This is a genomic window from Vibrio sp. RE88, assembly GCF_013113835.1.
Taxonomy (GTDB): domain Bacteria; phylum Pseudomonadota; class Gammaproteobacteria; order Enterobacterales; family Vibrionaceae; genus Vibrio.
This window is the reverse complement of record NZ_VTYQ01000004.1, coordinates 213322-238927: the sequence shown is the minus strand read 5'-3', so window position 1 is coordinate 238927 and position 25606 is coordinate 213322. Positions and strand designations below refer to the sequence as shown.

Here is a 25606-nt window from a genome sequence, read left to right as displayed (position 1 = left end):
GATTGGAAAAGAAAAATGTGAAGCCAATATATGATGGCACTCTTACAGATACGCATTCACAACGAACTTGTTCAAATCTATCAAGCTTTCCTCCAAAAAGATCATTTAGAAACCGATTACATCATCTTTAATATTTTTTTTATTAAATTCACAATAAAACTATCTATTTGTTTTATATAAATTTAATTAGACCAACAAACCGAGCAAACGTTAAACCTTATAGATTTAGATTGACCACGTGACATTTATCACCATAATAGCGGCCGTTTATCTAGAATTTGCTCACTAAAGTTTATTTTATCTATTTGTGGAGGTGATAGATGTCCGGAGATAACAACTACAGTCTGGGACCCGTTCCAACAACGGCCAGAAAAGGCGTCGTTTCACTCACTATGGTGATGTTAGGCCTGACCTTTTTCTCTGCAAGCATGTGGACGGGAGGCTCACTCGGTACTGGTCTTTCATTTAATGACTTTATTCTCGCAGTCCTCATTGGCAACCTCATCCTCGGTATTTACACTTCTTTCCTCGGCTACATCGGCTCTTCTACTGGCCTCTCAACTCATCTTCTCGCTCGATTCTCATTTGGAACTAAAGGCTCATGGCTTCCTTCAGCTTTACTTGGTGGAACACAAGTTGGTTGGTTTGGCGTGGGTGTTGCGATGTTCGCCATACCTGTTCAAAAAGCGACAGGCATTGATACTAATACATTGATCATTGTGTCCGGCCTGCTAATGACAGCGACGGTTTACTTTGGCATTAAAGCGCTGATGGTACTTTCAGCGATTGCTGTTCCTGCTATTGCGATACTAGGCAGCTATTCAGTATCCATGGCCGTCGATAGCGTGGGCGGATTTGAACAACTAAAGCTTATTCAGCCAGAAACGCCTATGGATTTCTCTGTCGCATTAGCAATGGTCGTAGGCTCGTTTGTTAGTGCAGGGACACTCACCGCAGATTTTGTTCGCTTTGGTAAAAAGCCAGCGGGTGCCGTGCTGGTCACCATGATCGCTTTCTTTATCGGTAACTCACTCATGTTTGTCTTTGGCGCAGCAGGAGCAGCAGCAACGGGTATGGCAGATATTTCGGACGTCATGATTGCCCAAGGCCTGCTGCTACCAGCAATCATCGTACTTGGGCTTAATATCTGGACTACCAATGAAAATGCTTTATACGCTTCGGGGTTAGGCTTTTCTAACATCACCGGACGCTCAAGTACTATGATGTCTATTATCAACGGTATCGTGGGCACCATCTTCGCATTGTGGCTGTATAACAACTTTGTTGGCTGGCTAACATTCCTATCGACAGCCATTCCACCGATTGGCGGCGTCATCATCGCGGATTTCTTGATGAATAGAAAACGCTACCAGAATTTCGCTACGACAGAATTCAAAGACGTGAATTGGGCTGGTATCGTGGCGGTGGCAGTAGGTGTTGCTGCAGGTAAGTTTATCCCTGGAGTCGTGCCAATCAATGCCGTATTGGGAGGCGCATTGTGTTACGTCGTACTCAACCCACTTTTAAACAAGAAAACACTCAACGCGCAATCCGCGTAAGGACGCATAATGACTAAGTTATTGATCAAAAATGCAAAACTACAAAATCAAGAAGGATTGAAACAGATCCTGATTGAAAATGGTCAATTTCAACAGATCCTCGATAACGACATCGCTGTTAACCACTCTGGTGACATTTTAGATGCAGAAGGTGGACTCGCCGTTGCGCCATTTTGTGAGCCACATATTCACTTAGATACAACTCAAACGGCCGGAGAGCCGAGCTGGAATATTTCCGGTACGCTTTTCGAAGGCATTGAACGCTGGGCTGAGCGCAAAGAAATGCTGTCTGTGGAAGACGTTAAAGCTCGTGCAAAGCAGACTCTTAAATGGCAAATTGCCAACGGTGTTCAACATGTTCGCACTCACGTTGACGTATCGGACCCGACACTTGTCGCTTTAAAGGCGATGGTTGAAGTGCGCGAAGAGATGAAAGAGTGGGTAGACATTCAAATCGTCGCTTTCCCTCAGGAAGGCATCCTCTCCTACCCAAATGGCAAAGAACTGCTTGAAGAAGCAGTGAAGATCGGCGCCGACGTGATCGGGGCGATTCCTCATTTTGAGTTCACTCGCGAGTATGGCGTTGAGTCTCTCCACTATGTCTTCGAGCTGGCAAGAAAGTATGACCGTTTGATCGATGTTCACTGTGATGAAATTGACGACGAGCAATCGCGCTTTGTCGAGACCTTAGCCGCTCTTGCCCATAAGTATGAGATGGGAGATAAGGTTACGGCCAGTCACACTACAGCGATGGGGTCCTACAACGGCGCTTATGCGTCGCGACTGTTCCGCTTGTTGAGAATGTCGGGTATTAACTTTGTTGCCAATCCTCTGGTCAACATCCACCTACAGGGCCGCTTCGATGATTATCCGAAACGCCGCGGCGTCACTAGAGTCAAAGAGATGCTCAAAGCCAACATCAACGTGTGTTTTGGTCATGATGATGTATTTGACCCGTGGTATCCCCTAGGGACAGCGAACATGCTTCAAGTGCTCCATATGGGCTTACATGTTTGTCAGGTGATGGGCTACGACCAAATCAACAACTCACTGGATCTCATCAGCACGAATTCGGCACGTTCGCTGAATATCCAAGACAAGTATGGGTTAGAAGAAGGTAAGCCCGGCAGTTTGCTGATCCTGCCTGCCGAAAATGGATTTGATGCAGTGCGACGCCAAGTGCCCGTTCGTTACTCGGTACGCCATGGTAAGGTAATCGCGCAAACTCAACCAGCGGTAACCTCTATTCACCTTGATAGTGAAGAAACCATCACGTTTCAGCGATAACGCTAGTTAGAATCAAAAAAGGGAAGCTTGAGCTTCCCTTTTTCATTTACGACGTTGTTGTGCCTGCTTTCAGCTTAAATGGTCGAATTCGCTTGATTTGGATAGCATGCTTTTTCTTAATCCGGATATGACACAGTTCAAGAACTAAGCCAAATGCCATCGCAAAATAGACGTATCCTTTGTTGATGTGGATAGCGAAACCTTCTGCCATCAACAATCCTCCAAGCAACACTAAAAACAGCAATGCTAAGGTTTTAAAACCAGGGTAGCGGCTCACTAAGTTATTAATCTTCTCAGCGGTTAGAACCATAACCACTGCTGAAGATAGAATAGCAGCAACCATAATGGGCACTTCACTTGTCAATCCAACCGCAGTAATCACAGAATCCATCGAGAAAACGGCGTCCACAGACACTATCTGTAGTAAGACCACAGCAAGTCCGGTTCGTACATGAGTTGAATGTCCAGCTTCTTGGTGTGCTAGCCACGCCCAAAGTTCCTTGAGACTTTTCAGCAATAAGAAGGCACCGCCCGTGATCATTATCAAGTCACGCCCGGTAAAGCTCGATGACATGATTTCCAACACAGGTTGTGTGAGCGACATTACCCATGAAATCGAGAAGACTAGGACAATGCGGGCAATAACAGCCAACGAAATACCCAAGTTACGGGCTAGTTTTCTCTGATGAGCGGGTAAGCGTTCGCAAAGCACAGATATAAACACAACATTATCGACACCAAGTACAATTTCCAGTGCAAAAAGTGTGGCGAAGATAACCCAAGTTTCGGGCTGCATGAAAAGTTCTAACATAGAGTTGCCTCCTCGGATGAAGAAGCCAGAGGTGTGTTCAGTCGACTAAAGGGGTCGTCCATTTAAGTTTATTACCTTTATTGCTTAGGGATCGTCAGTAAACCATTCGGCAAGGTAATTCACAATAGCGCTATTTGTAACAATTCGTAAAAGAAAACCCCACTAAGCTCTCGCCTAGTGGGGTTCTATTCTTACTCGCAGCAATCCGGCTACTAATAGGTGCTCCCTGCATCTATTCCTTGATAGTACGCTGATTCCTTCAGCACTTTCCTTATCATCGCCATCCTAGCGGTGTCCTTGGCAATCCAGCCCGTTAGCTATCCTCGCTAACTCTCATCGCTTTATCCTTAAGCGGTGTCCCTGACTCTATCATCCTGATAGAAATTGCCTTAGTCCGTTAAGCGTCCATTGTCTTTCCTTGTGTAACCATCCTAGTTACTAGCGTCCAGCCAATGTCCTTCGCTTTCCATGCCAATTATTCATCCTGAATAATCGAATCTTCGTCCTGAAGATGACCTATCCTTGGGTCTTTCCTGTTCCGTGTCTGCTTCCTGCTGACAACTTAAGATTAAGTCAGTAGCGCTTTTTAACAATGGTCGATTTCGCGCAGCATGATAACGCCCCAAACTTAGAAAAACAAAACAATTATTATTAATCAATCACTTAAGTAAAAGCAATGACGGTTTCCTAGCTTTTTACCATCATTAAACTTACGCATTTGTAAGAGATCTCGCACAAGAGTCATGGTCGTTTACTCCTCTCTCAGAGCCCCTCGCGAGCAAGAAATCGGGATGTAAATCACATTTGTAACGCGTTATCATTTTCTGAAATCGCTAAGGTACTGAATTTTACTGGACTAACTCAGCCGAAATTAGGATATTATTACCTGATCTCCATCACATTACGTTTGTTTATCTCCCTACACAGGGTTTTCTTTCCTAGAGGAATGACTGAATGATTTCTAAATGGGCACAACGCTTTTATCAGATGGCTGTCCTTGTGGGCTCTTGGAGTAAGGACCCTTCGACTCAAGTTGGAGCTGTCATCACCAAGCAAAATCGTATCGTTTCTGTTGGGTTCAACGGCTACCCACATGGAATCTCCGATAGTGCGATGACCGATGAGAGAGAGATGAAATATCTCAAGACGCTCCATGCAGAAGAGAATGCCATTCTTTTCGCTAAGCGGGATTTAGACGGATGTGAAATTTGGGTCACGCATTTCCCGTGCCCTAACTGCGCAGCAAAAATTATCCAAACAGGCATTTCAGCAGTGCATTGCCCTGAGCAAACCGAAGACTTTCTATCTCGCTGGGGTGAGAAAATCAAAATCAGCCAAGATATGTTCCTTCAAGCAGGCGTCAAGGTAAACTGGCTACCGCTAGAAGACTTACAAGGTAACGTGTAGCCTTTCAAACGTGTCAAACAGTTGCTGAGACTTATACGGCTTAGGTAAATAGGCATCCATACCCGCTTCAAAACAGCTATCAATCTCTTCAGGCAGGACGCTCGCCGTTAGAGCGATAATAGGCGTTCTGCCCCGCCCTTGTTCCGTTTCCCATTTTCTGATGCTACGCGTTGCTGTCAGGCCATCCATAACTGGCATCATGCAATCCATGAGGATCGCCGTATACGGCTGCCCCGACTGAAACATATTCACTGCTTCTGCACCGTTACTGGCAATCTGGTAATTCATTCCGACTTTACTGAGAAAGAAGCTGGCGATCTTCTGATTCATCAAGTTATCTTCGACAATCAGCACGCAGCGGCTTTCATTTATTGGGTAAGACTGAGGCTGTTCATTATCAGAGTAACTGGTATTGATCTGGATAGAGTTGAGGGCCTTTATAATGGCCGCTTCAAATCGGCTTCCCAAGAAGGGTAACGTCAGGTTGGACGATACAAGCGCTTCGGCATCCGGCAACATAAACAAGTGGTGCTGAAGGCCGATGATTTCCGAAAAATTAAAGCGGGCTCTCAGAGACGCAAGATCACGACGCGAGCTGTGGTGTGGATGGTAGCAATAGAAAATCAAATCATACTGTTCATCAAGCATCGTCGCTTCACTGGTGCTTTCAGCGGCTGTCACCGACAAACCAAAGCGCTCCGCTTCACTCTTTATTAACGATTCATACTTACTGTCATTTACAATAAACAACGCTTTGCCCTTTGTTTTATCCTTGCTCGTTTCAACAACAGAATGCGCAGGAATGACAAAGCTAAATCGGCTACCCAGACCGGGCGTGGAGCTTGCGGTAATACTGCCTCCCATTAACTCGGCAATCTGACGACAAATCGCTAGCCCCAAGCCAGTGCCTCCATAGCGACGAGTAATACTGCCATCTTCTTGGGTAAATGGTTGGAAAATCTCTTCCAATTTTTCTTCATTTATCCCTACTCCGGTATCCACCACACTACAGTGTAGATGTGCCCTTTCATTTTCGTTCATGAGCTTGACCACCACAGACACCGTTCCATCCTGTGTAAACTTCACTGCGTTACTAAGCAGGTTCATCAAGATCTGTTTAAAACGAAACTCGTCAATGTACAGGCTATCCGGAATATCTGGAGACAATGTTGCTTTAAGCTCAACTTGCTGTTTAAGGGCTTTGGTACTGACCATGTTCATCGCTTCAAAAACCGCTTCGCGAACATCGGCGTGACTGGGTGATAACGTCAGGTTGCCGGATTCGATTTTCGACAGGTCTAGAATGTCATTGATAAGCACCAATAGCGCATGAGAGGAGACATCAATATCGTTGAGAATGTCTTTTTGCGAGGAATTGAGGCGGCTGTCTGACAAGATCTCGGTCATGCCGATGATGCCATTGAGCGGGGTTCTGATCTCATGAGACATGTTAGCCAAAAATACGCTTTTTGCTTGGTTGGCAGCCTCCGCATTTTCTTTTGCAACGACGAGCTCCCGCTCATAGTCTTTCTGAGCCTGAATAACATAGTTGATGCCATGAGCAAACTTAGAAAACTCATCCTTGCCATCCACAGACACTAACTCTGTGCTACCGCTATTACGCATACTGCCCATTACAGAAAGGATTTTTGCCAGCTTGGAGTTAATACGATACAGCGTACTCGTTGCCCAAAAAAACATCACTGCAAAAACGATGAAGCCACCAATGGCGATGGCGAGAAGCGTATGTTCACCGCGCTGAATACTGCTCTGCAGTTCTTCATGCAACTTGGATGAAAACAAACCAAGTTGCTTTTCTACCAAGGCATTACGTTGTTCAATCGCTAGCGCAAAATCTCCTAGCCGCCCTCGGCTCCCTGCATTGAGCAACATATGTTGTTTGTAATAACTGCCACGCTGGAAATCGCGACTCGCAAAAATGTTAAGTAGCGTGTTTATCTGATCGGAGTCCGCACCTAAGTTGATGAACTTATCGAGGTAAAACTGCTGCCTCTCACTGATCTTGAAATACTCGGTGGCGTACTCCGCATAGGAAAGGCGAATACCTTTGATTTCCTGGGCCAGCCACGCCTCTTGCTCCATCCAAAAGTACAGCCAGCTAAGATCACTCAACACAAGATCCAGCTTATGTACTTTTAACTCGGTGCTGTGGCTTTCGACAGACTGAACGTCACTGTACAAGTCATACAAAACCGCATAAATGAGTCGACCTAGCTCTAGGCTTCCATGGGAGCTGACTGTAGCCAGTTCAGGTAGAAGTTCGTTGAGCTCCTTAATGTAGCTCATGGTGTGATTCGATTGGGGTATGCCGCTTACGTGTTCTTCCGTATGTGCGACGTTAGCGATTGAATTCAACGATTGCTGTGCCATCCCAAGCGCAATGGCTGCACTTTGCCCTTCGATTCGGAATGCCAGCGCTTCATAGACGTAACGAGAGAAAGCAGACAAATGCCTTAGTGTCTGATTTTTTTCATTAATAACAGCATAGCTGTGAAGCCTGTCCTGAATACGTACCACCGTATTGGCGGTGAACAAAATAATAACTAATGTAGGAATAAGGCATAAAATCAACAACCGACTTTTTATTGATATGTTAGTGAGGAGCATTGAGACTCGTTCCTTCGAATCATTTTTTGAACCACTAGACCTATAATATTAGTTCATATTAAATTTGCTTCTTATTAACAAGAGTAGAATTAAGGTGGTTTTTTCGAGCTACAAGGGATATTTTTGTTTAAGTATTTGACAGCATTAACATTACAATTTTTCTGTTTTCAGTCTCTGGCATGCAATTTTGCCATCGTCACCCTGAACCCAGAGATTGATGTGCTGCGTTCCAATCAAGTCAAAATGCTTTATCGAGGCCGCACCTCCAGCATTGGCGGCCAACCTGTGAGGCTGATGGATCTCCCTAAACACTCCAAGCAACGCCGAGAATTTTACCACTCGTTGTTAAACAAAAGCCCAGCCCAGATGAACGCTATCTGGGCGCGCCAAAGCTTTTCAGGCAAGGCGCCAGCACCCAACGAAATCGCTCACACTTCAATGAAAACTATTACCCGATGGCTGAGCGAGCACCCCAACGGCATAGCCTATGTTCCCGTCGATATGATTCCGGAGCACGCTAATGTCCTCTTTAAACTCTGTAATAAAGGCTAGGATTATGGAGAATCGAAGAAGATCATTACTGATAGTCGCACTGTTAAGTCCCCCAGCACTGGCGCAGATACCTCTGAGCGATGAGCTGAGCCTGAGTGGCTTTGGCACCTTTTCAGCCGCTAAGAGTGATAACAACACACCAGTATTTTTTGGCCGAGATATAACCGACGATTGGTGCTTTGACTGTGATAGCACGCTAGGCCTACAACTAGACTGGAGAATAACCCCAGAGCTTCGCTCCGTGCTGCAAGTACTCAAACGGCCTCAGGACACCTTCTCTTCACCGACACTGGAGAGAGCCTTCTTAGAATACTCTGTTTCAGACCATAGAATAAAGGCTGGGCGACTTCGCTCTCCCATGTTCATCATGTCCGAGTATTACTATGTTTCAAGCGCTTATCCGTGGTTACGTCTGCCTGTCGATGTGTATGGCGGAAATCTCGGCATCACCCATTTTGAAGGCGCTTCTGCCGAACTCAATTACGAACTTCTCGGTCAGTTTCAACTCAGTCTCACACCCTTTTATGCCTTAGCCGATGAAGAGCAGTACGAACTGTATGGCCGACCTTTCACATTAGATATCAAAAATTATTACGGCCTTAGCGCCGATATCTACCTTGAAGACAGCCAGCTTCATTTGTCCTATACCGATGTTGAAGCACGACAGATATATACAGGTCAGCCTGATGTTTGCTTCAACCTTCATCTCTTTAGCCTTGGGATCAGCCATACGATAGACGATTGGCACTTTCAGGCTGAAACCCTTCTGTCCAACGACCTACATGCCAGCTGGTATGCTGGGATGGATTACCGGGTCGCCAATTGGACCCCATATATTCAATATGGTCAGACTCGAAAAACCAAGACGAGTGACAGCTACTTGCTCGGTATCAGATACGATTTTACCCCTCAATTTAATGCTGTAATGGAGTGGCAACGAATAGAAGGTCAAAAAAACGTGATCAGCGGCCAGTTCACATTGCCCCAAGACCCGAGTGAAACGTTTGCTTCTAAGGTCGATCTAGTATCGGTAGGCTTGTCGTTTACCTTTTAAGTAGTTAGCGTGCTGAAGATCAAATTATGAAACATAGTTACATCGCATATTTCATAGATTTTGAGGCGCAAGTATTTTTTATCGAAAAAAAAGTGTGGCACATAGAAAATGTCAATAGGCCATATTGGCAATAACCTTCCTATTCTGAGCATGATATCAGCAAATTACTCTGCAATTATTTTTTCTAGCAGAATAAGATGTTAGGTATTACAATCCTGCCGCATAAAAATTACATAATTAAAACACTTTTTATCTCTACTCACTCCCCCTACACAGTGAAGTAGAGTCAGTCCCCAAAACGTGAAAGGTCCAAACAAACAATGAGTCCAGAGAAACACCTCCTTGACTGGCAAACGAGCCAAACGATTGCGGAAACTATCTCTCCCCTACTAGGTCAACTTTATCGCGAAAAAGGCGTCGAAGTTCTACTGTTCGGTAAAACTCTGGTGAATGCAGCGACCATCGATATTATCAAGACACACCGTCTTGCTCGTCGCTATACAGGAACTCCACTATCTGCAGATCAAACGCTTCCTCTGATTAAAGCACTATCAGAAATGGAATTGTCACCATGTCGTATTGATGTCGGCCAACTGGCTCACCAATTCTGGCAAGGTCGCGACGATGAGCATGGTGTCAAAGACTTCCTACATTCTTCTCTAATGGGCGCGATGAACGGTGAAACCGTTACTGAGCCTCGTGATGTTGTTCTATATGGCTTTGGCCGTATCGGCCGTCTACTGACTCGCCTATTGGTTGAGAAAAGTGGCCCAGGCTATCCGCTACGTTTGCGTGCGGTTGTCGTTCGCGGTGGTAAGAAAGGTGATCTTGAAAAGCGTGCTAGCCTACTACGTCGTGACTCAGTTCATGGCCAGTTCAACGGCAGCATCATTGTCGATGAAGAGCGTAAAGCAATCATTGCAAACGGTAACTACATTCAGTTCATTTACGCTAACAAGCCTGAAGAAATTGACTACACCACGTACGGCATCAACAACGCTTTGGTTGTCGACAACACGGGTGTTTGGCGCGACGCTGAAGGCCTAGGCCAGCACGTAGCCTGTAACGGCGCTGAAAAAGTGCTACTTACAGCACCAGGTAAGGGCGATATTAAGAACGTTGTGTTTGGCGTTAACGAAGAAGTTATCCAAGCTGAAGATACCATCATCTCTGCGGCGAGCTGTACCACTAACGCAATCACGCCAGTACTTAAAGCCATCAACGACAAGTATGGTGTACTATCAGGCCACATTGAGACTGTTCACTCGTTCACTAACGACCAGAACCTGATTGACAACTTCCATTCAGGCGAGCGTCGTGGCCGAAGTGCATCACTCAATATGGTTTTGACCGAAACAGGTGCAGCGAAGGCAGTGGCTAAGGCGCTACCAGAACTTGCTGGTAAGCTGACTGGTAATGCTATTCGCGTTCCTACTCCTAATGTTTCAATGGCGGTTGCTAACCTGAACCTAGAAAAAGGCACCGACAAAGAAGAGCTAAACGAGTATCTTCGTGAGATGGCGCTAACTTCTAAGCTGTCTGCGCAAATTGACTACACAGACTCGACAGAAATCGTTTCAAGTGACCTTGTTGGTTCTCGCCACGCGGGCGTAGTAGATGGCGCGGCAACAATCGCTCAAGACAGCCGCTGTGTATTGTACATCTGGTATGACAACGAGTTTGGCTACAGCTGTCAGGTTGTTCACTGTATGGAACAAATGATGGGTGTACGTTACAAGACTTACCCGAGTAAGTAATCGAATATCGCCCCTGAAAGATTCAGGGGCAAAACTCCACAACACTATTATAAAGATATACCCCCCGTACTTGCCGTTTTCTTGATGAAAGCGGCTTTTTTGTTACTGACGAATTTATTCATCTTTCATTCATTTCGATTTGTTTAATATTGAGGATAAAAGAGAGGTGTAAATTATGAATAGAGTGATTTCGAGCGTATTAGCGCTGTTTATTGGATTCTTTACCATCATTTTTGGCCTGATCCTAGCAATTCCCTTAACTATCGCGGCTCTGATTACAGGTAAAAAGATCGAAAAAGCGATTAAGAAAAACGCATCAGCATTTAACAACCAGCCATCGAAAGGATCTGTGTTGGAGGGAGAGTATGAAGAAGTGTCAAAGTAAAAAGGAAAAGCTGGAATACATCATGCGTAAAAAAACCGCTCTGGCATTTTACTTTGCTGCAGCCGTCACCGCAGGCCTTGTGGGCTGCAGCACGCCTTCTAAAGATCCAGCTTATGACAAAGCTGACACTTTACCTGAATATCAGCAGAGTAGCTTTCAGGAATATATCGCTGACACCAAAACTTGGCTGACGGAAAATCGCTTGTTTCTAACGGGAAATCAGCAGCAAGAGCTAGCACAGGTTTCACCCCGTGAATATGTGCCTTCAGAGCCAAACGGACAAGGTGTACTACTGGTACACGGTTTGGGCGATTCCCCCTACTCTTTCACGGATGTCGCCACACACCTAGCTGAGCAAGGTTACTTGGTGAGAACGGTTTTGCTGCCCGGTCATGGCAGTAAAGCTGGCGATCTGCTGTTACCCAGTTTAGAAGACTGGCAAGGCGTCGTTCACCATCATATTAAGCTTCTTAAGCAAGACACCGATTCAATTTGGGTTGGCGGTTACTCTACCGGCGCAAACCTTGTCACCTCTGAAGCATTGTCTGATGAAGACATCAACGGCGTATTATTGTTTTCACCCGCCTTTGAGCCGGGTTCAACGACCGTCCAGTTTGCCGAGCTCGCGAGCTACTTCATTACGTGGGCCGATCAAGATCCAGAGGACAACCCACTGCGCTATAACTCGTTACCAATGAACGCAGCAGCCGTTTATTATCAAACATCGGCACAAGTGAGAGATAAGCTGGCAACAGCCAATTACGACAAGCCCGTGTTTATGCTAATGAGCGAAGCAGACAGTGTCATCAATACCCAGTTTTCGATTGATACCTTTACGCAAAAAATGCAGAACCCGAACAGCCGTATCGTCTGGCAAGGGGAGCACGATCTCACAGAGCCGCGTTCAACCCGATTCTCAATGAATCTGCCTGAACAGCGTATTTCTAACGGTTCTCATATGGGGCTGCTCTTTTCGCCAAATAATCCTAATTACGGCATCAATGGTACGAACATAATTTGTTCCAACGGTCAGGAAGAAACCGATGCGGCAAAATGCGCTCAAGGTGAACAAGTCTGGTATTCGGCTTGGGGTTACACCGAACCCGGTAAGATTCATGCTCGCCTGACGTACAACCCTTACTTTGACGAAAGCATGCAAATCATGGATTCCGTCATGTCATCTCGAATCTAATCACTCTCCACCATGCCCTGAATTACTAGGGCATGGTGAACACCACTCCATTTCTGGGGCTCCTGCGTTTTTTCGACTAAGCTGGAATTATTGATTGCAGTTTATTGAAGTGTTTGTTAATAAGTTTAACAAACACATAAAAACAAAGGATTGACAGATGAGTAATGGTCAACGCGATATAACGCTACGATTTCTAGCTGAACCCGGAGATGTCAACTTTGGTGGTAAAGTTCATGGCGGCGCCGTCATGAAATGGATCGACTTGGCAGCCTATGCTAACGCCGCAGCATGGAGTGGAAAGTACTGCATAACGGCATACGCAGGTGGTATCCGCTTTGTTGCCCCCATACACGTCGGTAATTTGGTCGAGGTTAGCGCCAAGGTCATTTACACCGGTAAAACGTCAATGCACATTGCCATTGATGTTCAAGCCAGTGATCCAAAAGAGCTGAAAAATCGCCTGACAACGCACTGTATTGTCATCATGGTTGCGGTGGATGGAGAAGGCAAACCTTCACCTGTCCCAGAGTGGATTCCAGAAACCAAAGACGATATTGAATTAAGAGATTCCGCGATTCGCTTAATGAACATGCGTAAACAAATCGGTGAAGAGATGGAAGCGCATGTAAAGTACCTGAAATAACATTCCTATCAAGAAAAGAGGCCTAAAGGCCTCTTTTTCGCTTTTTTATGTCAGATTAATGTCATCGCAACACATCTGTCATTTTTCCTTCATCTTGATTTGATTAAATCCGCAATCGATTGAGTAGAATGAAGGAACTGGCGTGAACCTTAGCCATACAACACTGAGCGAAACCACCTTAGCCAACCCAAAGGCTGTTGAATACCAATGGGTGCGCACTATGTATGTTGAAGGCTACGCTGATGCTGAAATCAACCACTATATTCAAACCTGTTTTGGTGGTGACGATACCTTTGCCGACCTGTTCCGCCGAGTCGCGCTTTCGCAAGAAAGTATTTACGTGCTACTGCAATATTTAGGATGCGCTCCCTCCAACCGAGAGTTCTAAACTCCTTTTCACCACTTCCCGCAAAAGTATGTAAGCACCTTCTGTGTTACATTTAGTTATGATTACCGTCTCGCAATCGGTATAAGTCATTCTATCTATTGGTTATTTCATCAATATACTGCTTGAGCAAAACGGATATACCACAGGTATAAAAAAACCCGAGTAAGCTCGGGTTTTGGTTACAAAAACTGTTAGTAGTGAAATAGTAAGGAATCTAAGCTAACAGCCAGCTATGCGTAACGCCAGTTTTGCCCTCTTCTTAACTGATCGGCGGCCAAACCAAAAGTGTTAAGTCGAGAAACAAAATGGGCGACCTCGCGGTCGCCCTTATCGTTCTTATTAACCTTTCACACCACCGGCGGTTAATCCTCCGACCAACCAGCGCTGCGCAAGTAAGAATACGATGGTAATTGGTAGTGCAGACAATACTGCTGCTGCTGCGAAATCACCCCATAGATAGTTCTGAGGGTAAAGATACTGCTGCATACCAACCGCTAATGTGTATGAGTTTACATCAGAAAGTAGCAAAGATGCCACCGGAACTTCACCGACCACCATAATGAATGACAAAATAAATACTACCGCAAGAATTGGCACCGACAGAGGAAGTAGAACCAATCGGAATGCCTGCCAAGGTGTTGCGCCGTCCAATGCTGCTGCTTCTTCGAGCGAATTATCAATCGTCTCGAAGTACCCCTTAATCGTCCACACATGAAGCGCGATACCACCGAGGTATGAGAAGATCAAACCGCCATGCGTGTTCAGACCTAGGAATGGAATATACTGGCCTAGCTTGTCAAATAGCGCATAAATCGCCACCAATGCCAGTACAGCTGGGAACATCTGAAAGATCATCATCGCCTTAAGGATGGTGTTCTTACCTTTGAACCTCATACGTGCAAACGCGTATGCCGAGGTTGTAGACAGTGTCACGATAAGAATCGAGCTAATGCCTGCGACTTTTACCGAGTTCCATAGCCATGTTAGAACAGGGAATGGCGGTGGAGTAACCGAACCGTCAGCATTAGTCACGGAGAAACCTAATGCCAGCTTCCAGTGCTCTAAAGATGGGTTTTCTGGAATAATGCTCCCCGTTGCGAAGTTACCTTCACGGAAGGAAATCGCGATGATCATCAACAGCGGGAAGATAATCAGTGCTAGGAACGCCCACATTGCGATGTGAGTAGCCCAAACACGGTATTTTAATGACTTGCCTTGTACCATTGCCATTGTGTCTCTCCTTAGTCCTGAGCTACTTTTGTTACGCGAAGGTTCAATAGCGCGAGTGCACCAACCAACAAGAAGATAAGCGTAGCGATTGCACTTGCCAGGCCAAAGTCCTGACCACCAGCACCTTCAAATGCGATGCGGTACGTGTAGTTTACTAGTAGGTCTGTGTAGCCAGCAGGCTCCGACGTACCAATCATGTTCGGACCACCTTGAGTCAGAAGCTGAATCAATACAAAGTTGTTGAAGTTAAACGCAAAGCTCGCAATTAGTAGTGGCGTCAGTGGTTTGATCATCAGTGGCAGCGTAATACGACGGAAGTTGTCGATAAAGTTTGCTCCGTCAATCGCCGATGCTTCATACAAATCTTCTGGAATCGCTTTGAGTAGACCCATACACAGAATCATCATGTAAGGGAAACCTAACCAAGTGTTCACGATAATGATCATCAATTTTGCCAAAAACGGGTCAGAGAACCACGTTGGGCTGATACCAAACATCGCCTCCAAGACCATGTTCACTTCACCAAAGCTCTGGTTGAACAAACCTTTGAAGATAAGAATCGAGATAAATGCCGGAACAGCATAAGGCAGAATCAGCAGTACGCGATAAATAGCTCGCCCTTTCAGCTCTTCCCACTGAACAACACTTGCCAAAACCAAACCAATCAGAACCGTCAGAGCGACACTGACTGCCGAAAACACAATCGTCCAGATGAAAATACTGATGAAGGGTTCTTTGATGCCGTCATCTTTCCAGACACGCTCAAAGTTATCAGTACCAATCGTTACAATGAAGCCTGGTGAGACGGTTGAGCCATAGAATTGACCATTCTCATCCACTGATTGGTAGAAACCGACATCGTTGTTTGGACGTAAATATTCACCGTTTTCATTGTTATGAAGCGTTTCTCCGTCCGCTTGCAGCGTATACAGAGGCACCACAGCGGCAAACTTGCGTAAACCACTCATACGGATGTCTTCACCTGACGGCATGTGCAGGTCTACAGAGCCAAGAACAGATTTGTTCTTGATGATGGCTTTAATTTTCTCTTTTTCACCCTCTACCTGCTCAACGGGAGACAACGACATATCACCAGACAAAGTAGCGAGGTTAAATTCTTCCGTTGCCAGCAGCTGGTCACCTTTCTTCACAGAGATGCGGTGACCATTCTCTGTCTTGATCAGAGAGAACGGGTAGCTATCACCACTTTGATAAGTACGATCAAGCAAAACAGACTGAGCACGTTCAAAGGAAAGCTGGTTTTTCGCACTGTAGTTAGTGAAGGCAAGACCAACGGTATACGCCAGCGGGAACAGGATGAATAAAATCATGCCTGCGATACCTGGGTAAATGTAGCGATGTGCGTAAGTCTTTTTACTACCAAAGATATAAAGAGCAAGTGCGGTTACGATAAGGGTAAGAAGTGCGAACGCAATCTCACCACGTGAATACATTAGAATCGTCGCGTAGCCATTAAGAATACCGACTGAGCCAAGAAGCGCCCACTTTATGAATACATTTTTACTTGAAGGCAAGCTCGTTGTTGGTGATGTCATAGCATCTGTACCTTGAACTGACTGCATAAAAGAACCTGCTAGCGATAATAAAACAAAGAAATGAAGGAGGGGTTACCCCCTCCTTAAAAAGGTCGACAATTATTTTGTCATTTGTTTTTCTGCGTCAGCCAGTGCTGCATCTACAGACTGACGACCATCAACGATGTTGATGATGGCGTTCTTAGCACTGCCCCAGAACGCGTTCATTTGTGGGATGTTTGGCATGATTTCGCCATTCATCGCGTTGTCCATTGTCGCTGCAATACGTTTATCTGAGTCTAGCTCACGTTGGAAAGAGTTCAGAGCAACCGCACCCAATGGCTTGTCATTGTTCACTTTACGCAGGCCATCGTTTGTCAGCAGGTAGTTTTCAATGAACTCAACCGCTAGGTCTTTGTTTGGAGACGCAGTGCTGATACCCGCAGTCAGAACACCAACGAACGGCTTAGAAGATTGGCCATTGAATTTAGGCAGAGTTGTAACACCGTAGTTGATACCTGATTTCTCGATGTTACCCCAAGCCCAAGGGCCGTTGATGGTCATCGCTGTGTTGCCCTGGTTAAACGCAGACTCAGAAACTGAGTAATCCATATCAGAAGAGATCACGCCTTTGTCTACCAGACCTTTTACAAAGTTCATTGCGTCTTTTACGCCATCGTTCGCGATACCCGCATCTTTGATGTCGTAGCCTTCAGCGCCGTATTTGAACGCGTAACCACCGTCAGCCGCCATTAGTGGCCATGTGAAGTACGGTTCTTTCAGGTTCCACATGATGGCAGACTTGCCTTCTTTCTTCAGCTTGGTGTCGAGTGCTTCAACTTCTTCCCAGCTCTTAGGTGGGTTTGGCACTAGGTCTTTGTTGTAGATAAGAGACAGAGATTCAACCGCAACTGGGTAACCGATGATTTTGCCGTTGTATTTAACCGCATCCCACGCGAAGTCTACGATGCCTTCTTTCACTTCTTTAGACGGCTTAATTTCACTTAGAAGACCTGCTTCAGCGTAACCACCAAAACGGTCGTGAGCCCAGAACACAATATCAGGACCATCACCGGTCGCCGCAGTTTGAGGGAACTTGTCTTGAAGTGCATCTGGGTGAGCAACTGTTACTTTGATCCCCGTTTCTTCTTCGAACTGTTTTCCTACTTCAGCAAGTCCGTTGTAACCTTTATCGCCGTTGATCCAGATAGTTAATTGACCTTCTTCGATAGCAGCATTTGCACCAAATGAGCCAAGAGCAACTAGGGTACCTAGTGCCACTGTGCTTAGGGCATTTTTCATGATCATATCCTTTTTATATTTGTGTTGTAGGGCTCCACCGTTCAGAGGTTTCACCGTATTTCGACATATATTCTTAGCTAAACTGTCAATTAGCTCATCCTCCTACTCCCTACGCCCTCGGTATTATGGCCTATTTTCGTGATCGTCATCCTTCGACGAAGGCGACAAGAATCACAAAAATGATGCTTAACGTGATCGATTTCACTATCAAACCCAAGATTTCTTTGAACTCGATCTAACTCCGTGCGATCAGCCCTCCTCTCCCTACTCCCCGCCTACTACCCCTATAAAAAAAAGCATCAGGAGGATGCAGTAACAGGGCAATAAAGCCAAACTACAGTCATCCAAGAGTGGATGGTAAGAACCCTTTCCAGTGCGTTTATGATTGCTTTGCAATCGAACTAAAGCTGGTTTGCAATGCCGTGGGGTTCGCTGTTATGAAGTAGATGTTCGTAGTAATTCTGGTGTCATTACCAGTTTGGATTCAACGGGGGAGACAGTTACTTTCATACGGGGGAAGCGAACTTTATTTTGGCTTTGACGGGTGATGCGATTGAATCCATCACCCTTATTTTCTTACACTTCAATTCACCTTACCGAATTCCTACACTTACTGCTCGCGCGATAATTCATATAATGATGGGCAGTAAAATAAAAATATTGATCGAGGGCGAGCTAGATGGCGAGTGTCACGTTAAAAAATGTATGTAAAGCTTATGGCGACGTTTTAATCTCAAAGAACGTTGATCTGGACATTCAAGAAGGCGAGTTTGTTGTCTTCGTAGGTCCGTCGGGCTGTGGTAAATCAACTCTGCTACGTTGTATTGCTGGTCTAGAAGACATCACTTCAGGTGATCTTTACATTGGTCAAGAGCGTATGAATGACGTTGAGCCTTCTCAGCGCGGCGTAGGCATGGTATTCCAATCTTACGCGTTATACCCACACCTGAACTTGTACGACAACATGTCGTTTGGCCTCAAACTGGCGAAAGCCGATAAAGGTGAAATCGACAAGCGCGTTGAACACGCAGCGGAAATTCTTCAACTTAGTCACCTTCTGGATCGCCAGCCAAAAGCCCTTTCAGGTGGTCAGCGTCAGCGTGTGGCAATTGGTCGTACTCTGGTTTCTCAACCTAATGTTTTCCTTCTGGATGAACCACTATCAAACCTAGATGCTGCTTTGCGTGTTCAGATGCGTTCTGAAATCACTAAACTTCAGCGCAAGCTAGGTTGTACAATGATTTACGTAACTCACGATCAGGTAGAAGCTATGACTATGGCCGATAAGATCGTGGTATTGGACGCAGGCTATGTGGCTCAGGTTGGTAAACCACTTGAGCTGTACCATTACCCTCAAAATCGCTTTGTAGCAGGCTTCATCGGCTCACCTAAGATGAACTTCATGAGTGTCTTCATTGAAGCGGTAGAAGACGATCGCGTCATGGTTCAGTTGGCTAACGGCACCGCGTTCTGGATTCCGGTTGATGGCCGCACGGTAACACGTGGCGAGCGTATGTCGTTGGGTGTGCGCCCAGAACACTTGCTTCCAGCCGATCAAGGTGACGCCGCTATCGAAGGTGAAGTCAACATCGTAGAGAAGTTGGGTAACGAAACTCAGGTGTACATGCACATTGATGCGGCCGACGCAGATATGATCTATCGCCAACCAGACACGCTTGCGGTAGAAGCTGGCGACAAACTGATGGTAGGTATTCCAGCACACCGTTGTCACTTGTTCCACAGTGACGGTAAAGCGTGTCGCCGCCTGTACAAAGAAGCAGGTGTCGATTTCGAAGCGTAATCGACAACCGATTAAAACAACGCCCGGCTCAATGCCGGGCGTTTTCATTTCCGTTACCCCATACTATTTTGGCATTGGATAACTTTTGCTAACGAATTCCGTTTCAACGACTTGGTGCATGCGGTTGGTATAAGAAGCCAGCGTATACATGACATTCGCTAGCAGATTAGCATATCGAAACAAAATAGGATCAGGCGATTTTTTACCCGCATGTTCGACCGCTACAAGAGCACGGACAACTTTCTTCGCTTGTGTCCTGCACAAATGCAACTCTGCTGAAATAGGATGCCCTCCGGGCAATACAAAGCCTTTAAAACCTCCGTCTAGCTTTTCACGCAGTGTATTGTAATCATGATAAAGCTCCTGCAGGTTATCCTCAAAAATTGCCAGTTTTCCTCGCACCGAACCATTCAAGTGATAAACATAAGGCTGGACTCGTTGCAGCACATCTCGGCTATAGTCATCCAGCTCCATCGTCAGGACCAGACCAATCCTTGTACACAGCTCATCCGCCGCAATCTCAAAGTCACACACTGGGCTGTCTTCATAAATAAAGGGATAACAAATTTCCCCATGATCCTTGCTTACAGGTTTCACGCTTTTCCCTTTCAGATACAACAAAGGGAGCCAGTATAGCTCCCTTATCAGACAGTTTTCGACTTAATTGGACAGCTTAAGCGTTTTCTACCTGCTTATGTCCTTCTTCAAGGTGGACAAAATCAACCAGATCATCACCTGATACCTGATAAGCTTGACCAAAGCCTTTTACAAACAGACCTTTCTCCGCTTTCAGGTTGAAAAGAACAAAGTCTTGCAGTTGGCTCAGACCATCAATGATTTCACCGAAGCGCTCTTTCATCTGGCCCACAATTTGTTGCCACTGCTCAGACTCTCGGTCAACGACGGTTGCTACCGCATCAAATGTCAGACGCTTACGCGCAAACAGCTGCTTTGACGTATCTTCGTCTTCGATCATCATGATAGAAACATTTGGGTTAACCTGAAGGTTGCGAGCGTGGCGCGCAATTTCCGAGATCAGAATGAAATAACCTTCCTGGTTTTGAACAAATGGCGCGTAGCTCACGTTCGGTTGACCATCAGCATCAACGGTGGCTAGCTGAAGCGTGCGGCGCTCTTGGCGAAACTCTTTGATTTCCGGACCAAGACGACCTTGAAGACGCTCTTGTTTTACTTGTGGATCCATTTTGAACTCCTGACTTTTCAATACTTTTTATTTCTAATAATGTTGGCTTCCGGCATAACCTGTCATGCCGGAGCTCCTATTTATTTGCGTAGCTCTTGCTGCCACTGCTTGAATGTTTCTACCTGTTCAGCGATCAGCTCACGCTTTTCGTTGCGTCCTAGATAGATTTTAAAAATGTTATTACCTTGTTCACAGAAAAAGCCAAAGTAGTGACTCTCACGCCCCATGAACGGCTTGCTAACTAACGCAATATTTTTCACGTTGTCTAACTTAAGATGACCATGAATCTCGCCTTCTTTACCCATCAGGTTGTAGTAGCCTCGAGCAACTTTGCCTTTCGGGAATGGGGCCTTCACTTCAAAGATTGAACCGAACGAATGAACAATGGTTGTCACTGGGCCAAAACCGACCAAGTTTTCCAAGAAAGACTGAGCCTGCTCTCCCGGAGCCAAAGCAATCATCTCTTCTGGTAGAGCCGCTACCGCTTCGAATTCAGACACCTCTAAACGCTCTGCAATTGCAGCAGGTAGAAGTGTCGGTTCTTGCTCGATCAGTTGAGCGACTTGTTGTTTTAGTGCTTCCATAATAATTCCACTTAGAGTGCCACTTTGTGTGACGCGGTTACTTCAGAATGTGTTTTTTGCAATACTTGAATGCAGGCTTGCGCCAGACTGACTGCCCAGAAGCTGCCAGCTAAAGTCAACGCTAGGTAATCTCCTTCAATGCGGGCTAAGCCTTTGTTCTGCCATACTTCAAACAGCGGCATAAAGAAATCAAACGTATCTTCACCTGCTAATAAAGGTAGTTGATGACGGCTAACGACACCTTTATCGAAACCAGACTTGATGGCAGCAAACAAAGGTTCCAGCGTATGCTGCTTGGTCATCATCGCGACGACTGAATCACCAGACTTCATCGCGTTCATGTAAGTTTCTAATGTACGGTGGTTCATCATTCCATAACCACCAATGTTGCCACCAGCGCCACAACCGATAGGTAATACTTCAGCGTATGTCTTAGCGAGGCTGTTGTACTGGCTGCGCTCTCGATTGTCTCTTGCCCAGTGGTTAACACTTAGCTGGCTCATATAATGTTTGTCCATAAAAGCGACGCCAAGTTCATACATTGATGCTTTATCTGGTGTCGTTGCTGGTGGTGGCATCTTGCCTTTTTCAACCAAATTCAGCATCGGCGCGGTTCCACCGACCACAAGCTGATAGAGATCTAACCCGTGAGCGCCTGTCGACATGAAATCATTCAAGTCCTGCTCAAACACATCTAGCGTCTGATACGGAAGACCATATAGAAGGTCGAGAATGATTGGCGCTTCTTCGGTAGCAGAGAGCTGCGCGACACGCTCCAAGACGACTTCACGATCATCCAGACGTTTTGCGCTACGGCGGACTTTGGTATCAAAACTCTGAATACCAAAGGAGAAACGGTTAAAGCCGCCTTCCAGAGCTCTTTCAAACATTTCGTCGCTGAATCGATTGATTCGCCCTTCTAAGGTGATCTCACAATCTGTAGAAAGCGGGAAGTACTGACGAATGGCTTTACCCAGGAGTTCCACCTGCTCAGCCGAGAGATCGGTCGGCGTTCCACCACCAATATAAACGGCGTGGAAAACACCGGTCTGTATCCAAGGCAAAGCGCTCTTCAGTTTGATTTCATTAATCAGTGCTTCGAAGTAGTCATCGACCAGTTTTCGACTCGCAGCATTTTGGAAGAAATTGCAGAAAGTACATCGAACCCGACAGAAAGGAATATGAATGTATAGGCAACGCTTTTTGTTACGTTGACCTTGTTGTTCATACAAGGTGTTGAGAAGTGGCACTTTTTGCTCAGGCATGATGGGAGATGCCATACCGCCCGCATGAGCAGAATGCTTTTTGGGGAACGCAAATCGCAGTGGATCTGGCGTATCCTCTCCCAAAATCGATTCATCAAATTTATAAATATCTAACATCACATAACATCTCTTAACGCTTATGCTACAAGGGCTGGCGCTAAATCTTTCAAAACTGCCAACGATCATAAAATGGCATAAATGATAATGCAATTGATAATTGATCTTATTTCGATTGTAAGTAATAATCTCATTCCATGTTGTAAAAAATGATTCATTCGTGAGGCTGGTAGTGAACCTAAAAAGATATGCGATAGCAGGAGGCGTTTCCCTTGCTCTTCATACCGCAATTCTCTTTGTCGCTGATGAACCAAAGCTTCATGCGATGCCTGCTGGTGCACAATCTTCCACGGTCTCTATCAATTTCAAAGCCGTACCCACTCCACAACCACCAGCAGAACCGGAGCCTGTCGCTGAACAACCCGTAGAAGCACCTGAGCCTCCTAAACCAGCTGAGCCGGCGAAAGTCGAACCGCCAGTGAAAAAGCCGGTGGTGAAAGAGAAGCCGGTAGTAAAGAAAGAGGCACCTAAACAACAGAAAAAGGTGGTTGAGAAAAAGGCCGACAAACCCGTTAAGAAAACAGCGCAGAAGAAACCACAAGAACAGCCTGTTGCTAAAAAACCTGTAGAAAAGCCAGAAAAGAAAAAAGAGGTTGTCGAACAAGCGAAACCTCAACCTGCTGAGGTAAACCAAGGCGTTAGCCAAGAACCGGTGCTGGTAAACAGACCTAGCTTCTTATCTAAACCGACTCGACCTGTCTATCCAAGACTCGCACAGAAAAGAAAGCTTGAAGGCGTAGCTATGTATGAAGTCTGGCTGGATGAGAACGGTGATCAGGTCAGACAAATCTTAATTTCTTCTTCCGGAGCAACCATCTTGGATAACTCTGCTCTGAAAGCCATCAAAAAGTGGAAATTTTCCCCGCACATCGTTAACGGACAAAAAATGGCCCACCGCGTCAGATTACCCGTTCGCTTTAAATTGGATTAACAATGGAACAACTACATCAATTACAAGAACAGCTTGGCCTGATGACATGGCCACTGATCATTTGTTCAGCATTAACCGTTATGATCATCACCGAACGTTTGTTTCAAGTCATGATCAGTCTGGGCGTGGGTAAGCGCGCTATCCGCAATGAGCTCAACCAAATTTCCCCTTCCGACAAGCAGCAACTAGAAGCCCTAGCAGAGAAACTCTCTCCACGCCGCCCACTGCTATATAAAGGCGTAGCGATGCTGTTAGCCCACCATTCGTTTTCCAAAGTTTTGCGTGAAGATGCCGCGGGTATGTGGCTTCAGGAAAAGCGTCATCAACTCAATTCTGGCCTTCGTTTGCTGACTCTCATCGGTGTGATCAGCCCATTAATTGGCCTGCTGGGGACGGTACTTGGCCTTATTGAAATGTTCAAAGGTGTTGCTGCATCAACGGGCAGTATCACGCCCAACGATCTCGCTGATGGTCTTGGTTTGGCAATGCGCACAACCGCTGCTGGCCTGCTGATCGCTCTACCAGCCATTGCTGGCGCTCAGTTACTTGGCCTGTGGGCGGATAAAGTCATGGCGAAGCTAGAACACACACTCAACTACGTTAACTTGTGGTTGGAAGGCATCAGTCTCCAACACGTTTCACCTCAAGTATCAACGAAAGCCCCAATACCAGTGACCGAGGCGTCATCATGATTAAAGTATCACAAGAGAAGAGTAACTTCGGTCTAACTCCTGATCTCACTCCTCTACTGGATATTATTTTTATCGTCATGGTGTTCCTGATGCTCACCGCAGCCGTCAAGCTCGATTCACTGGAAGTCGATCTTCCAACGACTGACTCACAAGCGGTCGCGGAAGTGGATACTAAGTCTATTACCGTCAATATTCTCGAAAATGAGCCTTACTGGGCAATCAACGGCAAAGAATACATTGATTGGGAAAACTTCAAACTTGCTCTGCTGGAAGAGCATAAATCAAACAATCATCCGATAGTGATTGGTGCAGAGAAAACCGCTGACGTGCAATACCTCGTCAAGCTACTCGCCTTCTTACAAGAAAACGGTATTCAGGCGACACAACTACTTACGGAAGAATTAAAACAATAGAGTCTATTATGCTTAAGAAAACATTGATCAAAGGAATTGCCGCCCTATCCCTTTCTGCAGTTGCTGCAACAGCAATGGCAAATGAACGTATCATCAGTGCGGGTAGTGCGGTGACAGAACTTATCCTCGCCTTAGAGCAGCAAAACCAGCTGGTTGCCGTAGATGTCACCAGCGAACTGCCACAAGATCTAAAGCTTCCAAAGATTGGTTACCATCGCCGTTTATCCTCTGAGGGCTTAATGGCACTCAACCCAACACGATTGATTGGTTCCGATGAAATGGGGCCAGAAACGAGCCTGAGCCAACTAAAAACCGCTGGTGTTGAAGTCGATATCGTCAATACCCTACCGACTCCTGAAGGCTTGCTGGAACGCATTGATGAAATCGCGGCGCTAACCGATAGCCAGAAGAACGCTGAAGCGCTCAAAGCGGAAGTAAACCAGCAGATTTCGAGCCTTGAGAAAAACAAAGCTAAAACCAAAGAAGCCAAAAAAGTCCTGTTTCTGCTGATTCATGAAGGACGCCCGGCCAATGTAGCGGGAGCAAGCACAACGCCAAACGCGATCATCGAGCTGGCGGGAGGCATTAACCCAGCGGCAAGTAAGCTGGATTCATACAAGCCACTGTCTACCGAAGCCATGGTAGAGATGCAACCTGATGTCATCCTGGTTAGTGGTCGTAGCTATGAGAAGATGGGTGGCGCTGATGCCATTCTGGCTAAAATGCCACTATTGGCGGCCACACCTGCTGGTCAATCAAAGAACATTATTACTGTTGACGGTCATGCACTTGTCGGCGGCCTTGGTCTGAAGAGTCTTTCTGAAGCTGAGCGCCTAAGCCAGATCCTGACTACCGTAGAATAAACGCCC

General features: G+C 46.0%; 24 protein-coding genes. 15 read left to right on the top strand and 9 right to left on the bottom strand.

Annotation, left to right across the window (positions count from 1 at the left end; translation table 11 throughout):
• Positions 1-320 precede the first annotated feature (320 nt).
• Positions 321-1559: a cytosine permease gene (gene codB / locus F0265_RS11165; RefSeq protein WP_171748930.1), complete on the top strand. Its 1239-nt coding sequence runs from the start codon at positions 321-323 to the stop codon at positions 1557-1559.
• A gap of 9 nt (positions 1560-1568) precedes the next feature.
• Positions 1569-2846 (top strand): cytosine deaminase, encoded by a 1278-nt coding sequence (locus F0265_RS11160; protein ID WP_171748929.1) that lies wholly within the window; start codon positions 1569-1571, stop codon positions 2844-2846.
• Positions 2847-2892: 46 nt separating this feature from the next.
• On the opposite strand, the gene F0265_RS11155 is transcribed toward F0265_RS11160, so the two are convergent.
• Positions 2893-3657: a TerC family protein gene (locus F0265_RS11155; protein ID WP_171748928.1), complete on the bottom strand. Its 765-nt coding sequence runs from the start codon at positions 3655-3657 to the stop codon at positions 2893-2895.
• 954 nt (positions 3658-4611) lie between these two features.
• On the opposite strand from F0265_RS11155, the gene F0265_RS11150 reads away from it, so the two are divergent.
• A complete protein-coding gene (locus F0265_RS11150; RefSeq protein ID WP_045985782.1) occupies positions 4612-5064 on the top strand; it encodes a cytidine/deoxycytidylate deaminase family protein in 453 nt (150 codons plus the stop codon).
• Here F0265_RS11150 and F0265_RS11145 read toward each other — a convergent pair.
• Positions 5047-7692, bottom strand: a complete 2646-nt coding sequence (locus tag F0265_RS11145; RefSeq protein WP_171748927.1) for an ATP-binding protein — start codon at positions 7690-7692, stop codon at positions 5047-5049. The two genes, F0265_RS11150 and F0265_RS11145, sit on opposite strands and share 18 nt — an antisense overlap.
• 123 nt (positions 7693-7815) lie before the next feature.
• Between F0265_RS11145 and F0265_RS11140 the strand changes: the two genes are divergently transcribed.
• The 7 genes from F0265_RS11140 (at position 7816) to F0265_RS11110 (ending at position 13663) form a co-directional block, all read left to right on the top strand.
• Complete coding sequence (locus F0265_RS11140) at positions 7816-8244, top strand: hypothetical protein (protein ID WP_052705516.1); 429 nt, start codon at positions 7816-7818, stop codon at positions 8242-8244.
• Positions 8245-8248: 4 nt separating this feature from the next.
• Positions 8249-9298 (top strand): sulfate ABC transporter permease, encoded by a 1050-nt coding sequence (locus F0265_RS11135; protein ID WP_253809426.1) that lies wholly within the window; start codon positions 8249-8251, stop codon positions 9296-9298.
• A gap of 320 nt (positions 9299-9618) precedes the next feature.
• Positions 9619-11055 carry a glyceraldehyde-3-phosphate dehydrogenase gene (locus F0265_RS11130; protein ID WP_006960652.1) on the top strand — a complete coding sequence of 479 codons (1437 nt, stop codon included), beginning with the start codon at positions 9619-9621 and terminating at the stop codon, positions 11053-11055.
• Between the two features lie 175 nt (positions 11056-11230).
• Entirely contained in the window at positions 11231-11440 is a 210-nt protein-coding gene (locus F0265_RS11125) for a hypothetical protein (protein WP_171748925.1), read from the top strand.
• Positions 11441-11462: 22 nt separating this feature from the next.
• Complete coding sequence (locus tag F0265_RS11120; protein WP_065742931.1) at positions 11463-12632, top strand: alpha/beta fold hydrolase; 1170 nt, start codon at positions 11463-11465, stop codon at positions 12630-12632.
• A gap of 157 nt (positions 12633-12789) precedes the next feature.
• Positions 12790-13275, top strand: a complete 486-nt coding sequence (locus F0265_RS11115) for an acyl-CoA thioesterase (RefSeq protein WP_006960649.1) — start codon at positions 12790-12792, stop codon at positions 13273-13275.
• A 142-nt stretch (positions 13276-13417) separates the two neighbouring features.
• Complete coding sequence (locus tag F0265_RS11110) at positions 13418-13663, top strand: hypothetical protein (protein WP_040121402.1); 246 nt, start codon at positions 13418-13420, stop codon at positions 13661-13663.
• Positions 13664-14002: 339 nt separating this feature from the next.
• Here the strand turns inward: F0265_RS11110 and malG are convergent, their stop codons facing one another.
• The 3 genes from malG to malE all read right to left on the bottom strand — a co-directional run bounded on the left by malG (position 14003) and on the right by malE (position 17730).
• Positions 14003-14893, bottom strand: a complete 891-nt coding sequence (gene malG, locus F0265_RS11105; RefSeq protein WP_006960645.1) for a maltose ABC transporter permease MalG — start codon at positions 14891-14893, stop codon at positions 14003-14005.
• Between the two features lie 11 nt (positions 14894-14904).
• Positions 14905-16476: a maltose ABC transporter permease MalF gene (malF, locus tag F0265_RS11100; RefSeq protein WP_045985778.1), complete on the bottom strand. Its 1572-nt coding sequence runs from the start codon at positions 16474-16476 to the stop codon at positions 14905-14907.
• Between the two features lie 72 nt (positions 16477-16548).
• Positions 16549-17730, bottom strand: coding sequence for a maltose/maltodextrin ABC transporter substrate-binding protein MalE (gene malE / locus F0265_RS11095; RefSeq protein ID WP_045985777.1), 1182 nt, complete (start codon positions 17728-17730; stop codon positions 16549-16551).
• A 679-nt stretch (positions 17731-18409) separates the two neighbouring features.
• Between malE and malK the strand changes: the two genes are divergently transcribed.
• Positions 18410-19531 carry a maltose/maltodextrin ABC transporter ATP-binding protein MalK gene (malK, locus tag F0265_RS11090; RefSeq protein WP_045985776.1) on the top strand — a complete coding sequence of 374 codons (1122 nt, stop codon included), beginning with the start codon at positions 18410-18412 and terminating at the stop codon, positions 19529-19531.
• Positions 19532-19594: 63 nt separating this feature from the next.
• Here the strand turns inward: malK and F0265_RS11085 are convergent, their stop codons facing one another.
• The 4 genes from F0265_RS11085 to hutW form a co-directional block, all read right to left on the bottom strand.
• Positions 19595-20128 (bottom strand): ATP:cob(I)alamin adenosyltransferase, encoded by a 534-nt coding sequence (locus tag F0265_RS11085; protein ID WP_045985775.1) that lies wholly within the window; start codon positions 20126-20128, stop codon positions 19595-19597.
• 76 nt (positions 20129-20204) lie between these two features.
• Entirely contained in the window at positions 20205-20735 is a 531-nt protein-coding gene (gene hutZ, locus F0265_RS11080) for a heme utilization protein HutZ (RefSeq protein ID WP_006960636.1), read from the bottom strand.
• A gap of 80 nt (positions 20736-20815) precedes the next feature.
• Positions 20816-21319 (bottom strand): heme utilization cystosolic carrier protein HutX, encoded by a 504-nt coding sequence (hutX, locus tag F0265_RS11075; protein WP_171748924.1) that lies wholly within the window; start codon positions 21317-21319, stop codon positions 20816-20818.
• Between the two features lie 11 nt (positions 21320-21330).
• The gene (hutW, locus tag F0265_RS11070) at positions 21331-22704 is read right to left on the bottom strand and encodes a heme anaerobic degradation radical SAM methyltransferase ChuW/HutW (protein ID WP_171748923.1); all 1374 of its coding nucleotides are present in this window, start codon (positions 22702-22704) and stop codon (positions 21331-21333) included.
• Positions 22705-22867: 163 nt separating this feature from the next.
• Here hutW and F0265_RS11065 point away from each other — a divergent pair, with 163 nt between their 5' ends.
• Genes F0265_RS11065 through F0265_RS11050 form a run of 4 tightly spaced genes read left to right on the top strand, consistent with a single transcriptional unit; the run spans position 22868 to position 25600 of the window.
• The gene (locus tag F0265_RS11065) at positions 22868-23632 is read left to right on the top strand and encodes an energy transducer TonB (protein WP_171749134.1); all 765 of its coding nucleotides are present in this window, start codon (positions 22868-22870) and stop codon (positions 23630-23632) included.
• A gap of 2 nt (positions 23633-23634) precedes the next feature.
• Positions 23635-24324, top strand: coding sequence for a MotA/TolQ/ExbB proton channel family protein (locus tag F0265_RS11060; RefSeq protein ID WP_095664260.1), 690 nt, complete (start codon positions 23635-23637; stop codon positions 24322-24324).
• Positions 24321-24737, top strand: coding sequence for a biopolymer transporter ExbD (locus tag F0265_RS11055; RefSeq protein ID WP_040121398.1), 417 nt, complete (start codon positions 24321-24323; stop codon positions 24735-24737). Before F0265_RS11060 ends, F0265_RS11055 begins: the two co-directional genes overlap by 4 nt.
• Positions 24738-24745: 8 nt before the next feature.
• Positions 24746-25600, top strand: coding sequence for a hemin ABC transporter substrate-binding protein (locus tag F0265_RS11050; protein ID WP_064486100.1), 855 nt, complete (start codon positions 24746-24748; stop codon positions 25598-25600).
• Positions 25601-25606: the final 6 nt, after the last annotated feature.